14 protein-coding genes and 1 pseudogene are annotated in these 13,197 nt (G+C 67.5%); 5 read left to right on the forward strand and 10 right to left on the reverse strand.

Features of this window, described 5'->3' with window-relative positions:
- Positions 1–33: 33 nt before the first annotated feature.
- The 6 genes and pseudogenes from leuB to AC1RNC_RS17435 form a co-directional block, all read right to left on the reverse strand.
- Positions 34–1,086, reverse strand: a complete 1,053-nt coding sequence (leuB, locus tag AC1RNC_RS17410; RefSeq protein WP_492887578.1) for a 3-isopropylmalate dehydrogenase — start codon at positions 1,084–1,086, stop codon at positions 34–36.
- Positions 1,087–1,104: 18 nt separating this feature from the next.
- A complete protein-coding gene (locus AC1RNC_RS17415) occupies positions 1,105–1,407 on the reverse strand; it encodes a putative quinol monooxygenase (RefSeq protein ID WP_492887579.1) in 303 nt (100 codons plus the stop codon).
- 15 nt (positions 1,408–1,422) lie between these two features.
- A pseudogene (locus AC1RNC_RS17420) lies at positions 1,423–1,540 on the reverse strand (hypothetical protein); the annotation flags it as partial.
- Between the two features lie 7 nt (positions 1,541–1,547).
- Positions 1,548–2,156 (reverse strand): 3-isopropylmalate dehydratase small subunit, encoded by a 609-nt coding sequence (gene leuD, locus AC1RNC_RS17425; RefSeq protein ID WP_492887581.1) that lies wholly within the window; start codon positions 2,154–2,156, stop codon positions 1,548–1,550.
- Positions 2,156–3,592 (reverse strand): 3-isopropylmalate dehydratase large subunit, encoded by a 1,437-nt coding sequence (gene leuC / locus AC1RNC_RS17430; RefSeq protein WP_492887582.1) that lies wholly within the window; start codon positions 3,590–3,592, stop codon positions 2,156–2,158. The genes leuD and leuC overlap by 1 nt, the downstream gene beginning before the upstream one ends.
- A 283-nt stretch (positions 3,593–3,875) precedes the next feature.
- Complete coding sequence (locus AC1RNC_RS17435) at positions 3,876–4,841, reverse strand: LysR substrate-binding domain-containing protein (protein ID WP_492887584.1); 966 nt, start codon at positions 4,839–4,841, stop codon at positions 3,876–3,878.
- Between the two features lie 93 nt (positions 4,842–4,934).
- Here AC1RNC_RS17435 and AC1RNC_RS17440 point away from each other — a divergent pair, with 93 nt between their 5' ends.
- Entirely contained in the window at positions 4,935–5,066 is a 132-nt protein-coding gene (locus AC1RNC_RS17440) for a hypothetical protein (protein ID WP_492836214.1), read from the forward strand.
- 11 nt (positions 5,067–5,077) lie between these two features.
- On the opposite strand, the gene AC1RNC_RS17445 is transcribed toward AC1RNC_RS17440, so the two are convergent.
- The 3 genes from AC1RNC_RS17445 to trmD form a co-directional block, all read right to left on the reverse strand.
- Positions 5,078–5,812 carry an SDR family oxidoreductase gene (locus AC1RNC_RS17445; protein ID WP_492887585.1) on the reverse strand — a complete coding sequence of 245 codons (735 nt, stop codon included), beginning with the start codon at positions 5,810–5,812 and terminating at the stop codon, positions 5,078–5,080.
- Between the two features lie 118 nt (positions 5,813–5,930).
- On the reverse strand, positions 5,931–6,338 hold the full coding sequence (gene rplS, locus AC1RNC_RS17450; RefSeq protein ID WP_492887586.1) for a 50S ribosomal protein L19: 408 nt from the start codon (positions 6,336–6,338) through the stop codon (positions 5,931–5,933).
- A 2-nt stretch (positions 6,339–6,340) separates the two neighbouring features.
- Entirely contained in the window at positions 6,341–7,078 is a 738-nt protein-coding gene (gene trmD, locus AC1RNC_RS17455) for a tRNA (guanosine(37)-N1)-methyltransferase TrmD (RefSeq protein ID WP_492887587.1), read from the reverse strand.
- Between the two features lie 117 nt (positions 7,079–7,195).
- Here trmD and AC1RNC_RS17460 point away from each other — a divergent pair, with 117 nt between their 5' ends.
- Entirely contained in the window at positions 7,196–8,800 is a 1,605-nt protein-coding gene (locus AC1RNC_RS17460; RefSeq protein WP_492887588.1) for a ubiquitin-activating E1 FCCH domain-containing protein, read from the forward strand.
- Positions 8,801–8,882: 82 nt separating this feature from the next.
- On the opposite strand, the gene AC1RNC_RS17465 is transcribed toward AC1RNC_RS17460, so the two are convergent.
- Positions 8,883–9,818: an isopenicillin N synthase family dioxygenase gene (locus AC1RNC_RS17465; protein ID WP_492836222.1), complete on the reverse strand. Its 936-nt coding sequence runs from the start codon at positions 9,816–9,818 to the stop codon at positions 8,883–8,885.
- Between the two features lie 178 nt (positions 9,819–9,996).
- Here AC1RNC_RS17465 and AC1RNC_RS17470 point away from each other — a divergent pair, with 178 nt between their 5' ends.
- The 3 genes from AC1RNC_RS17470 (at position 9,997) to AC1RNC_RS17480 (ending at position 13,196) form a co-directional block, all read left to right on the forward strand.
- Positions 9,997–10,668, forward strand: coding sequence for a YiaD family glycine zipper/OmpA-like lipoprotein (locus tag AC1RNC_RS17470; RefSeq protein WP_125157074.1), 672 nt, complete (start codon positions 9,997–9,999; stop codon positions 10,666–10,668).
- Positions 10,669–10,788: 120 nt separating this feature from the next.
- Positions 10,789–11,820, forward strand: coding sequence for a ceramide hydroxylase CerH (cerH, locus tag AC1RNC_RS17475; RefSeq protein ID WP_492887621.1), 1,032 nt, complete (start codon positions 10,789–10,791; stop codon positions 11,818–11,820).
- Between the two features lie 353 nt (positions 11,821–12,173).
- Entirely contained in the window at positions 12,174–13,196 is a 1,023-nt protein-coding gene (locus AC1RNC_RS17480; RefSeq protein ID WP_492887589.1) for a helix-turn-helix domain-containing protein, read from the forward strand.
- Position 13,197 lies beyond the last annotated feature (1 nt).

The raw sequence follows: 13,197 nt of genomic DNA on the forward strand, positions 1-13,197 counted from the left end.
GCCTAGGGTGTGAAACGGGTGTTGGGGAAGGGGTTAGAGCGCCGCCAGCACCGCGTCGCCCATCTGGGCGGTGGTCAGCGACCCGCCCAGATCCCGGGTGCGCGCGCCGTCGTCGAGGGCCTTCTTGACCGCCGCCAGCAGCACGTCGGCCGCCTCGACCTGACCCAGCGACCAGCGCAGGGCCATTTCGAACGACAGGATGGCGGCCAGCGGATTGGCCAGGCCCTTGCCGGCGATGTCGGGGGCCGAGCCGTGGATCGGCTCGTAGAGGCCCGGCTTGCCGGGCGCGCCCAGGGCGGCCGAGGGCAGCATGCCCAGCGAGCCGGTCAGCATGGCCGCGGCGTCCGACAGGATGTCGCCGAACAGATTGTCGGTGACGATGACGTCGAACTGCTTGGGCGCGCGGACCAGCTGCATGGCGCAGTTGTCGGCCAGGATGTGCTCCAGCTGGACGTCCGGATATTCGCGGGCGTGCAGCTCGGTGATCACCTGCTTCCACAACAGGCCCGACTCCATGACGTTCGACTTCTCGGCCGAGTGGACCTTGTTGGTCCGGCCCCGGGCCAGTTCGAAGGCCACGCGGCCGACCCGCTCGATCTCGCTGGTCGTGTAGACCTGGGTGTCGAAGCCCTTCTTCTGGCCGTCCGGCAGGTCCTCGATGCCGCGCGGCTGGCCGAAATAGACGCCGCCGACCAGTTCGCGCACGAACATGATGTCCAGGCCCGAGACCAGCTCGCGCTTCAGGCTGGAGGCGTCGGCCAGAGCCTCGAAGCAGTAGGCGGGGCGCAGGTTGGCGTAGACGTCCATGGCCTTGCGCAGGTTCAGCAGGCCCGCCTCGGGGCGCAGGTGGCGCGGGGCGTTGGCCCACTGAGGGCCGCCGACGGCGCCCATCAGCACCGCGTCGCTGGCGATGGCCTGGTCGCGGACCTCGTCCAGCAGCGGCGTGCCATGGGCGTCATAGCTGGAGCCGCCATAGGGGGCTTCGGAGACCTCGAGATCCGGCGTGAGGGCGGCCGCCACGCGGCGCACCTGCGCGCAGACTTCCGGGCCGATGCCGTCGCCGGGCAGGAGGAGCAGGGTGGACATGGGAGGCTCTCTCTAGGATCAGATTTCGCGGTAGGCGGAGACGTCGAACGACGACATGCGGCGCTCGCCGACGCCGAGTTCCGGCCAGCAGGCGCGCCAGGCGGCCATGTGCGGGCTGGCGCGGTGGAAGGCCAGGGCCTCTTCGTCGACGAAATGCTCGTAGACCCGGATCAGGCCAGGGTCGAGCGGGTCTTCGGTCAGGGCGTAGTCCAGGCACCCCGGCTCGGCCCGGCTGTTCTCGACCTGGGCGCGGAGGTGGGGGCGGAGATCCGCCAGGCGGTCGGGCGCGACGCGGATCGTGCCGGCGAGGATGATGGTCATGCTGGTCGTCCCGAGCCAAAACATCTTGTCATCCCGGACGGCCGAAGGCCGATCCGGGACCCAGGGGCCAAGCGCGTGCGGCGGCCCCTGGGTCCCGGCTCTCCGCTGCGCTACGGCCGGGATGACAAGCTATTGCTGAATTAGATCTCCAGCCAGGGCTGGCTGATCGCGCGCTTGCTCTCGTAGACGTCGATGTCGCCGCCGTGCATCAGGGTCTCGCCGATGGCGTCGAGGCCCTTGAGCATCTTTTCCTTGCGCACCGGATCGATGTCGAAGGCGATGGTCTTGCCCGACGGCGAGATCACGGTCTGGGCCTCGAGGTCGACGCTGACCATGTGGTTGCCGCCCTTGGCCTCCTCCATCAGCAGCGCCAGCTCATCGGGCTTCACCACCACCGGCAGCAGGCCGTTATTGAAGCAGTTGTTGTAGAAGATGTCGGCGAAGCTGGTCGAGATCACGCACATGATCCCGAAGTCCATCAGGGCCCAGGGGGCGTGCTCGCGCGAGCTGCCGCAGCCGAAATTGTCGCCGGCGATCAGCACGGAGGCGCCTCTGTACTCCGGCTTGTTGAGCACGAAGTCCTTGATCTCGTTGCCTTCGCCGTCGACGCGGAAGTCGTAGAACAGGCCCTTGGCCAGGCCCTCGCGCTCCACGGTCTTGAGGAACTGCTTGGGGATGATCTGGTCGGTGTCGATATTGGCCAGCTCCAGCGGAGCCGCGCGGCCGTCGAGGCGGGTGAAGGCGCGCATCAGGCGGTCTCCTCAAGGAAGGTGCGCACGTCGGTCAGATGCCCGGCGATCGCCGCGGCCGCCGCCATGGCGGGGGAGACGAGGTGGGTGCGGCCGGCGCGGCCCTGGCGGCCCTCGAAGTTGCGGTTGCTGGTCGAGGCGCAGCGCTCGTGCGGCTGCAGCTTGTCGGGGTTCATGGCCAGGCACATCGAGCAGCCGGGCTCGCGCCAGTCGAAGCCGGCGGCCTTGAAGATGGCGTCCAGGCCTTCTTCCTCGGCCTGTTCCTTCACCAGGCCCGAGCCGGGCACGACCATGGCCTTGACGTGCGGGGCCACCATGCGGCCGTGCAGGAAGGCTTCCTGCACCACGGCGGCGGCGGCGCGCATGTCTTCGATCCGGCTGTTGGTGCACGAGCCGATGAACACGCGGTCGATGCGGGCTTCCGAGATCGGCTGACCGGCGGTCAGGCCCATATAGTCGAGCGCCCGGTGGGCGGCCGCGCGCTTGTCGGGCGTGGCGAAGCTTTCCGGATCCGGGACATTGCCGGTCACCGGGATGACGTCCTCGGGGGAGGTGCCCCAGGTGACCATCGGAACCAGGGCAGAGCCGTCGATGACCACGGTGCGGTCGAAGACGGCGTCCTCGTCGGTGAAGAAGGTCTTCCAGTGGCTGACGGCCATGTCCCAGGCCGCGCCCTTGGGGGCGGCGGGCTTGCCCTGGATGTAGGCGAAGGTCTTGTCGTCGGGCGCGATCAGGCCGGCCTTGGCGCCGCCTTCGATGGTCAGGTTGCAGAGGGTCATGCGCCCCTCCATCGACAGGTCGCGCACGGCCTGGCCGGCGAACTCGATGACATAGCCGGTGCCGCCGGCCGTGCCGATCTCGCCGATCACGGCCAGGGCGATGTCCTTGCCGGTGACGCCGGGGCCAAGCTGGCCGTCGACGCGGACCAGCATGTTCCTGGCCTTCTTCTGGCGCAGGGTCTGGGTGGCCAGGACGTGCTCGACCTCGGACGTGCCGATGCCGTGGGCCAGGGCCCCGAAGGCCCCGTGGGTCGAGGTGTGGCTGTCGCCGCAGACGATGGTCATGCCCGGCTGGGTGCGGCCCTGCTCGGGGCCGACCACGTGGACGATGCCGTTGCGGATGTCGCCCATCGGGAAGAACTCGATGCCGTTGTCGGCGACGTTGCGGGCCAGCGTCTTGAGCTGAAGGCGCGCTTCCTCGTCGGCCACGGCGTCGACGCCGAGCGCCTGACCCTCGGTCGGGATATTGTGGTCGGCCACGGCCAGGGTGCGGTCGGGGCGGCGCACCTTGCGGCCGGCCGCGCGAAGGCCGGCGAAGGCCTGCGGCGTGGTCACCTCGTGGATCAGGTGCAGGTCGATATAGAGGATAGCCTCGCCGTCGGTTTCGCTGACGACGTGGGCGTCCCAGATCTTGTCGTAAAGGGTTTTGCCGGACATGGCGGGGATATAGGGCGGATCGTGCGTCGAAATCCAGTGGGGGGCGGCTGGTGGGCCAAATTCTTGCGTTCTGTGTGACCCGGACGACAGGACGACATAGGGCGCGCCAGTGGTTTCGGCGCGCCCTAGCATCATTCTTTGCTTCCGGGGGCCGATGGCTCCGCCCGGAAAGGGCCGTCCACTAGAAAGGAGACGGTCAGGAAGCCCGGCCGAGGCCGGGGGTGGATTAACCATCTCACGGAACGGCGGTTTGTCAAGATGGTGCGTCCGCACGCAAACTTGACTATGGGGTCGAGCGCGCCAACGGCGAGACAGCCGGTGACTCCAAGGGCGCCAGCGTGGCGTAGCGGGCGATCAGCGGATCGGCGGCGGCCTGGTCCAGCACCCAGTCGCGGAAGGCGGCGATCTTGCGCACGCGGGCGCGGTCGCTGGGATAGGCCAGCCAATAGCCGCCGGTGTAGAGGGCGACGACGTCGAACGGCATGATCAGCCGGCCCTCGGCCAGTTCCCGCGCGAAGAAGATCGGCGAGCCCAGGGCCGCGCCGTGGCCGGCCAGGGCGCTGGCCACTTCCAGGGCCTGGGCGTCGGAGGCCAGGGTGGGCGGCGGCTGCTCGGGGCTGGCCGCCACGCCAGCGGCTTGGAACCACTCGTCCCATTCGCGGGCGACGCCGATGCGCTGGACGTCCAGCAGGTCCTCGGGCCGGCCGAGGCCGCCGATCCTGGCCAGGAACTCGGGCGAAACCAGCGGCGTCTGGACGGCGGGAATCAGGAAATGCGCGGTCGTGCCCGGCCATTTCCCGTGGCCGCCGCGCAGGGCCATGTCGACGCCCTCGCGCGACAGGTCGACCACCCGGCTCGAGGCCTCCAGCCGGACGGCGATGCGCGGATGGGCGATCTGGAAGCCGCCCAGGCGCGGGGCCAGCCATTGGCCGCCCAGGCTCTGGACCGTGGTGATCGACAGAACCCCTTCCTCGGCCTCGACCAGATCGGAGACCGCCGAGCGCAGCAACGAGATCGCCTCGGTCGCGGCGCGCGACAGGCGCTCGCCGGCCGGGGTCAGGGTCACCTCGCGCGGCAGGCGGTTGAAGAGCGGCTGGTCGAGCTGCCGCTCCAGCGCCTTCACCTGCCAGCTGACGGCGGCCTGGGTCACCCCCAGGGCGTCGGCCGCGCGGGTGAAGCTCTTCAGGCGAGCGGCCGCCTCGAACACGCGAATGGCGCTGAGCGGCAGGCGGGAAAGGATGTCGGCCATAAGCAATGCTTATGTGTATCCAAGGAGTCCGCGTTTGTCACTCGGGCGCGGAACGACGATTTTCGCCGTCATGGATAGCCATGGGAGGCCAACATGATGGACGAAGCCTTCAAGACCCATAAGGAAACCACGTTCGGCTGGGTGCTGGCCCTGCAGGAGCTGTGGGCCGCCCTGCGGGCGCCGGCCAAGCCTCGGAAGCATCCGCGTCCGATCGTCCCGCGATAGCCCGGTGGATGTCAGCGGCCGCCGCTGACATCCAGGGTCGCGCCCGTCACGTACGAGGCCGCGTCGCTCAGCAACCAGACGATGGCTTCGGCGACTTCCTCGGGAAGGCCGGCGCGGCCTAGCGGGGTCTGGGCGCCGAGGCGGTGGGCGCGGTCCGGCTGGCCGCCGCTGGCGTGGATCTCCGTTTCGATCAGGCCAGGGCGGACGGAATTGACCCGCACGCCGTCGCCCGCCAGTTCCTTCGCCAGGCCGACGGCGAGGGTGTCGAGCGCGGCCTTCGATCCGGCATAGTCGACATATTCGAAAGGCGAGCCCAGTCGCGCCGCGGCGGAGGACACCACGACGATCGCGCCGCCCCGGGCGCTCGTGAGCGCTCGCGCGGCTTCGCGCGCCGTGAGGTAGGCGCCCAGGACGTTCACCTCGAACATCCGCCGCAGGCGGGCGACGTCCATGTCCGCCAGGCGTTGGGGCGGGGCGACGATCCCGGCGTTGATCACGACGCCAGCCAGGGGGCCAAGAGCCGCCTTGGCCTGCTGGAACATGGCGAGGGTGTCGGGCTCCGAGGCCACGTCGCCGGGAACGAGAACGGCCGGGACGCCGCGCTCGCGCACGGCCGCCATGGTCGCCTCCGCCGCGTCGCGGTCGGTCCTGTAGTTGATGGCGATCGACCAGCCTTCCTCGGCGGCGCGAAGGGCTGTCGCTCGCCCGATCCCTCGGCTGGCGCCGGTGATGAGAATGGCCTTCATGGGTCCCGCCTTGGTGCTCGCCAGCGGAGACGTCTAGGCCCTGCGTGGCCATCGACCAAGAAAAAGGCCCCGGCGGTTTCCCGCCGGGGCCTCGTTCATTCGCGAAAGTCGAGAAGACTTAGTCTTCCGACGAAGCCGCGGCGGCCGTGGCCTTGGTGTTGCTGTTCGAGCGCTCGGCGATCCGGGCCGACTTACCGCGACGGTCGCGCAGGTAGTACAGCTTGGCGCGACGGACGACGCCGCGACGCTTGACTTCGATGCTTTCGATGCTCGGCGAGAGCAGCGGGAACAGACGTTCCACGCCTTCGCCGAACGAGATCTTGCGGACCGTGAAGCTCTCGTGGACGCCCGCGCCCTGACGAGCGATACAGACGCCTTCGTAGGCCTGAACGCGCTCGCGTTCGCCTTCCTTGATCTTCACGTTGACGCGCAGGGTGTCGCCGGGACGGAATTCCGGGATCGCGCGGGCGGCCAGCAGACGGGCCGATTCTTCTTGCTCGAGCTGAGCGATGATGTTGATCGCCATGATCATTTCTCCTTGGGCTTACCCGTTTTCGGGCCGCCTTTTGCCTGTTGATTGGCGAGATGCGCTTCCCAGAGATCTGGACGCCGCTCGCGGGTCGTTTCTTCACGCATATGCTTGCGCCATTGGTCGATCCGCTTGTGATCGCCCGACAGCAGCACCTCGGGGATGTCGAGCCCTTCGAACGTCCGCGGTCGCGTGTACTGCGGATGCTCGAGGAGGCCGTCCTCGAAGCTTTCTTCCAGCGTGCTCTCGATGTTCCCCAGCACACCCGGGGCCAGTCGAACGCACGCCTCGATCACGACCATCGCCGCCGCCTCGCCACCGGCGAGAACGGCGTCTCCGACCGAGACCTCCTCGAACCCGCGGGCGTCGAGCACCCGCTGATCCACCCCCTCGAAGCGGCCGCACAGCACCACGATGCCGGGCGCCTTGGACCACTCTCGAACGCGCGCCTGGGTCAGGGGCTTGCCCCGGGCGCTCATGTACAAAAGCGGCCGACCATCGAGCTCCACGCTGTCGAGCGCAGAGGCGATGACGTCCGCTTTGAGCACGGCTCCCGCGCCGCCACCCGCGGGGGTGTCGTCGAGGAAGCCGCGCTTATCCTTGGAAAAGGCCCGAATGTCCAGTGTTTCCAAACGCCACAGGTCCTGTTCCTTCCAGGCGGTCCCGATCATCGAAACGCCGAGCGGGCCGGGAAAGGCCTCGGGGAACATGGTCAGGACGGTGGCGGTGAACGGCATGGGCGCTGTTTAGCCGCAGGCGGGCTCGGAGTCGAAGGGGCGTTCATCAACGGCGTTTTCGGCTTGTTCACCCTCATCGGCGAAGGTCACGCGGAAAATCACACCCGGAATCCGACCATGCCGACCGAGAGCCGCTTCCTCCGACGCCTGACCGAAGGCTTCGCCGCCTTCGCTCGCCGTCTGCGGCGCGACGAACGCGGCGCGATCGCCGTGCAGTTCGCCCTGCTGGCCCTGCCGCTGGCGGTGCTGGTGTTCGGCCTGGTGGATATCAGCCGTGTCAGCCTGCAGCGCCGGCAGATGCAGGACGCCCTGGACGCCGCCACCCTGATCGCCGCCCGCTCGCCGGCCACGACCGACGCCGCCTTGGACAGCATAGGGGACGCGGCCTTCGCGGCCGAGATTTCCGGCCTGAACCTGGGGCTGACTAACTCCAGCTCGACCTTCAAGGCCGGGACGGACAACCATATCCTGGGAACGGCGACGGGCACGCTGACGCCCATCATCGCCAACCTGTGGACCCAGCAGAACATCACCATCACGGCGACGTCCGACGTGGTCCGCGCGTCGAGGAACCTGGAAGTGGCGATCGTGCTCGACATCACCGGCTCGATGGCCGGCACGCGGCTGTCCGACCTGAAGACCGGCGCCTCCGACTTGGTCGACATCGTCGTCAAGGACGTCCAGTCGCCCTTCTATTCCAAGGTGGCGATCGTCCCTTATTCGGTGGGGGTCAATGTCGGATCGTACGCGGATGACATCCGTGGGCCGGTCAACAATTATCCCGTCAGCGCCATCAGCAAGGCCAACGGGGCCATCGTCACCTCCAATGGCCATGGCTTGATCGTCGGCGACCAGGTCTCGTTCGCGGGCGTGTCCGGTATGACGATGCTGAACGGCAACACCTATTCGGTGACCGCCACGACGACGAATACGTTCAAGATCAACGCCAATACGTCCAGTTCATCGAAATACACCTCGGGCGGCGTCGCCACCTGCGAGTACAGCACCAATCCAGGCTGCGCGAAGTTCAACTTCCCCAACGCCAATTGGGGTAACCAGACCCTGACCATCGGTGATTGCGTCAGCGAGCGCACCGGAACCAACGCCTATACAGACGTCGCGCCGAGCACGGCCTATGTCGGGCGCAACTATGCCAGCAACGGCAACAAGTGTCCGACCGCGACGATCACGCCGCTCTCCAGCGATCGCACGGCCTTGAAGAGCGCGATTAACGACCTCGAGGCGGCGGGTTCGACGGCCGGCCAGATCGGCTTCGCGTGGGGCTGGTACATGATCTCACCGAACTTCGGCTATCTCTGGCCCAATGCCTCGCAGCGCCCGGCGGCCTACAAGGCCAAGGACCTGATGAAGGTCGTGGTGCTGATGACCGACGGCGATTTCAACACCCCCTACTGCAAGGGCGTCATCGCCGCCGACGCGGGCAGCGGCAGCGGCAGCGGCAACGATCACATCAATTGCAACGCCACCAACGGCGACCCCTTCACGCAGACCAAGAAGATGTGCGACGAGATGAAGAAGTCGACCTATGGGCTGACCATCTACACGGTCGGGTTCACGGTCACCAGCAACGCCGCCAAGGATATGCTGAAATACTGCGCCACCGACTCCGACAAGGTCTATTTCCCCGCGACGGGCTCGGACCTCAAGTCGTCGTTCAAGTCGATCGCCCAGGGTATCTCCAACCTTCGGATCGCCAAGTAGCGAAAACCGGCTGTCGCGGAACGAAAAAGCCCCGCCGAGCGACCGGCGGGGCTTTGTCTTGTCCGGGTTCCGGCGCGGCGTTCTACGCCAGCTTGATCTCGCGCAGGCGCTGCTGGAGGAACTCGTCCGCCGTGATCGACTCCGGATAGCGGTCCGGGTTCTCAGGGCTAATGCAGTTGGGCAGGGTCTTGATCTCGTAGTCCGACGCGAAGTGCAGGAAGAACGGCGTCGAGTAGCGCGGGATGTGGCGGCGCTCGGGCGGCGGGTTCTGCACGCGGTGGATGGTCGAGGGCAGGACGTGGTTGGTCAGCCGCTCCAGCATGTCGCCGATGTTGATGACGATGCAGCCCGGGGGCGGGTTGATCGGCAGCCAGTCGCCGTTGCGGTCCAGCAGCTCAAGACCGCCTTCCTCGGCGCCCATCAGCAGGGTGATGGTGTTGATGTCGCCGTGGGCCCCGGCGCGCACGCCGGTGGCGTCCTGCGGGATCGGCGGATAGTGCAGCAGGCGCAGCACCGAATTGCCGTTCTCGATGGTCGGATAGAAGAAGTCGCGGTCCAGCTTCAGATAGGTGGCGATCGCCTCCAGCACCTTGCCGCCCATGCTGTCGAGCGCGTTGTAGAACCAGGATACGTCGTGCTTGAAGGCCGGGATCTCGGCCGGCCAGACATTGTCGGCCATGGTGGCGCGGAAGCGGTGGCCGGGCGGCAGGTCGCGGCCCATGTGCCAGAATTCCTTCAGGTCGTGGTGCGTGGCGCCCTTGGCGGTCTCGACCCCGAACGGGATGTAGCCGCGCGCGCCGCCCTTGACCCCGGCATATTGCTTCTTGATCTCTTCCGGCAGGGCGAAGAAGGCCTTGGTGTCGGCGATCGCCGCGTCGATGCGGTCCTGCGGGATGTCGTACTCCGACAGCACGGCGAAGCCGTAGCGCTCGAACGACGCGCCCAGCTCTTGGGCGAAGCGCGGAAAATCCTTGCTGTAGAGGGAGAACGAGATCGGTTCGATGGCGGAGGTAGACACTTCTTCGAGCCCTGAGACAGCGGAATGGGAGATGAGTAAGTTCCTTCTTACTACACCGGGCCAGGGGTGAAACGAAGACCGTTCATCCTGGCGTCAGGTGCGATATTGGAACTTGACCATAAGAAGGGCGTTTGCCCGTCTGACGTTGATCTACAACAAAGCCGTGAGGGTTGCGAGAATGCGCAAGATTGCCTTGGTCGCTGTACTGATGGGCGCTACCGCCCTGGTCGCCTGCACCACCACCGATCCCTATACGGGCATGCCGGTGCGCAACAACACCGGGACCGGCGTGCTGGCCGGGGCTGCAGGCGGCGCGCTGCTGGGCTACCTGACCAACACCAACAAGGGCGAGCAGGGTCGCAAGAACGCGCTGATCGGCGCTGGCATCGGCGCGCTGGCCGGCGGCGCGGTCGGCAACTACATGGACCGCCAGCAGGCCGACCTGCGCCGCAGCCTCGAGACCTCGGGCGTGATGATCCGCCGCAACGGCGATCAGATCGTTCTGGTCATGCCCAGCGACGTGACCTTCGCCGTCGACAAGTCGGACGTGCAGCCGCAGTTCACCCGCGTGCTGGATGACGTGGCCCGCACGCTGAACGCCTATCCGCAAACCACGATCGACGTGGTGGGCCACGCCGACAGCAGCGGCGGCGCGGACTACAACCAGGGTCTTTCCGAGCGCCGCGCCAGCGCGGTGGCCGACTACCTGGTCCGCCAGGGCCGGGTGTTGTCGGACCGCGTCTTCGTGGCCGGCATGGGCTCGCGCCAGCCGATCGCCGACAACGCCACCGCCGCCGGCCGCGCCCAGAACCGCCGGGTGGAGATCATCCTGCGGCCGCTGACCCAGTGAACACCTAAGGGCGCGGAATTGTCGCGTCTTTGATCCAAACGGTTGCTTTTCCCTCGCGTCGTCGCCAATTCGTCATGCCTGTTACGGGTTTGTGGGCGGCGCGAGGTCGAAGTGAACAAGTTGGCGAGCCAGGGCGTCAGTCTGACCAAGCAGGCCTATGCGCTGACCGATGACCTGATGACGCCGAACGCGGCGATCTACTGGGTCGACATGATCGTCTCGGTCGTCCTGATGTGGGGCGGGCTCTATGTCGCCGCGACGACGGCCAACCTGGCGATCGGCCTGGGCGCCGGTTTGGTCAGCGTGCTGGCCCTCTATCGCGCCCTGAGCTTCATCCACGAGCTGACCCACATCCGCGACGACGAGGCCCCGGGCTTCCGCGTCGGCTGGAACATCCTGGTCGGCGTGCCGCTAATGACCCCTTCGCTGATGTACGAGGGCGTGCACAACATCCACCACATCAAGGACCGCTTCGGCACGGCGCTGGATCCGGAATACATGCCGCTGTCGCGCTTCACGCCGCTGAAGCTGGCCGGCTTCCTGTTCGTGGCGCTGCTGGCTCCGCTGGGCGTGATCCTGCGCTCGGCGATCCTGATCCCGCTGTCGTTCGTGGTTCCGCCGCTGCGCCGTTACCTGAAGACCAAGCTGTCGGCCCTGATCATCAATCCCGACTTCGTGCGCGACGACCTCAACCGCTGGCGCGCCGCCTGGGTGGTCCAGGACGTCGCCTGCTGGCTGTGGTCGTGGGCGGTGATCGCCGCCACCGTCGCCGGCTGGCTGCCGCTGCGCGCCGTGCTGACCGGTCTCCTGATCTTCTCGCTGGCCACCTTCCTCAACCAGGCCCGCACCCTGGTCGCCCACCACTGGGACAACCAGGGCGACAAGATGACCCTCGACGAACAGTTCCTGGACTCGGTCAACGTGCCGCCGCCGAACCTGGCCTCGGCGCTGTGGGCCCCGGTCGGCCTGCGTTACCACGCCCTGCACCACCTGCTGCCGCGCCTGCCGTATCACAATCTGGGCAAGGCCCACGCCCGCCTGTCGGCCGCCCTCACGACGGACTCGATCTACCATCAGGCCTCGGAGAAGGGTCTGTTCGAGGCCCTGACGGATCTCTTCCGCCGGGTGGGCCAGAAGCAGCCGGCGACCTAAAAAAAAGCGACGCGGACTCGGCGGGAGTCCGCGTCGCGGTAGTTTGGGTTGTTCACGCGGCGGTCCGGACCCTCCAAAAGTTCCCCACCCTGGACGGACCGGACCAAACCGCTCGGCGCGAGTTCGTCACCAAGGGAATGGATCAGACGATTTTCGCGCCGGCCGCTTCCGTAGAGCCTGGGTCTGACGCCTGGCAACGGGGCGCCAGGGGTTTGAGACGGCGGGTCATGAATCTGAGACGCGGCGCGCGCCTGGCCCAGCCGTTGACGGCGGACGGCTTTCGGGATTTGGCTCAGCTGTCCGCTTATCGTTGGTTCGCGTTTCCGGGTTCGAGTTCCATGTCGCAAGCGTCGATGCTTCCCCACTATCAGGCGGGCACCCAGGTCACGCCGGGCCGCCAGGGCGTGCACGCCTATGCGGAGGCCATCGCGCCGATCTTCGACGTCCGGCTGAACGGCGTCGACGCCGCGGGCCCCGACCTCTGGGTCGACACCTTCAACATCGGCCCGATGCTGCTGGGCGCGGCCCACATGACCGGCGGAGCCTTCGCCTATGGCCGCGACGCGCGGAAGGTCGCCGCGACTGGGCTGGAGCTGATCTTGGTGCAGATCATCCTCGAGGGCGGGGATAGCCGCCGGACGGGGCGGGACGAAACCTTCGCGCGGCCTGGTGATGTCTGCGTTCTTGACCTGACCCGCACCTTCCAGTCCCAGGCGGGCGACTGCGTGAACCTGAATCTGGCCTTGCCGCGCGACGCTTTCGACGCTCGCGACATCGACCTGGACCCGCTGCATGGCCTCGTCCTGCGCCGAGAGAGCGCGGGCGCGCAGCTCTTGAAATCGCACGCCGAGAGCCTGATGCGCGTGGCGACCAATCTGCGCCCGGAGGAGGCGTATGGTGTCGGCCGCGCCACGACCGACCTGCTGGCCGGCCTGATCCTGGGCCAGCGCGGCGACGCGGCTCGGCGGGCCTCGGCCGACACCCAGCGCGCGCGGATGCGCCGGTTCATCGACGCCAACCTGCACGACCCAGATCTAGGGGCCGAGATGCTGTGCCGCCAATTCGGCGTCTCGCGCGCTTCGCTCTATCGGCTGTTCGCGCCGTTGGGCGGGGTCAGCGAACACATCCGCAACCGACGCCTGCGCCGGGTGTTCGAGGCGCTGTCCGATCCGATCCAGCCTCTGGCCATGGCCCAGGTGGCCGAACGCTACGGCTTCACCGTCTGGTCAAGCTTCAGCCGGGCGTTCAAGAGCCGCTTCGGCATGACGCCGGGCGAGGCGCGTGGACAGGGCGTGACGGCGGCGGCGCGGGCCAACGCGCTGCAGGCCTCGGCCGGCGCGCTGCCCGACTGGCTGAGGGCGCTGGACGCGGCCTAGA

The sequence above is a fragment of the Caulobacter sp. GW822-FHT01G02 genome (assembly GCF_058802865.1).

Excerpts from the sequence above, each read along its gene's own strand:
- leuB (WP_492887578.1), bottom strand. The coding sequence starts at position 1,086 with ATGTCCACCCTGCTCCTCCTGCCCGGCGACGGCATCGGCCCGGAAGTC.
- AC1RNC_RS17415 (WP_492887579.1), bottom strand. The coding sequence starts at position 1,407 with ATGACCATCATCCTCGCCGGCACGATCCGCGTCGCGCCCGACCGCCTG.
- leuD (WP_492887581.1), bottom strand. The coding sequence starts at position 2,156 with ATGCGCGCCTTCACCCGCCTCGACGGCCGCGCGGCTCCGCTGGAGCTG.
- leuC (WP_492887582.1), bottom strand. The coding sequence starts at position 3,592 with ATGTCCGGCAAAACCCTTTACGACAAGATCTGGGACGCCCACGTCGTC.
- AC1RNC_RS17435 (WP_492887584.1), bottom strand. The coding sequence starts at position 4,841 with ATGGCCGACATCCTTTCCCGCCTGCCGCTCAGCGCCATTCGCGTGTTC.
- AC1RNC_RS17440 (WP_492836214.1), top strand. The coding sequence starts at position 4,935 with ATGATGGACGAAGCCTTCAAGACCCATAAGGAAACCACGTTCGGCTGG.
- AC1RNC_RS17445 (WP_492887585.1), bottom strand. The coding sequence starts at position 5,812 with ATGAAGGCCATTCTCATCACCGGCGCCAGCCGAGGGATCGGGCGAGCG.
- rplS (WP_492887586.1), bottom strand. The coding sequence starts at position 6,338 with ATGGCGATCAACATCATCGCTCAGCTCGAGCAAGAAGAATCGGCCCGT.
- trmD (WP_492887587.1), bottom strand. The coding sequence starts at position 7,078 with ATGCCGTTCACCGCCACCGTCCTGACCATGTTCCCCGAGGCCTTTCCC.
- AC1RNC_RS17460 (WP_492887588.1), top strand. The coding sequence starts at position 7,196 with ATGCCGACCGAGAGCCGCTTCCTCCGACGCCTGACCGAAGGCTTCGCC.
- AC1RNC_RS17470 (WP_125157074.1), top strand. The coding sequence starts at position 9,997 with ATGCGCAAGATTGCCTTGGTCGCTGTACTGATGGGCGCTACCGCCCTG.
- AC1RNC_RS17480 (WP_492887589.1), top strand. The coding sequence starts at position 12,174 with ATGCTTCCCCACTATCAGGCGGGCACCCAGGTCACGCCGGGCCGCCAG.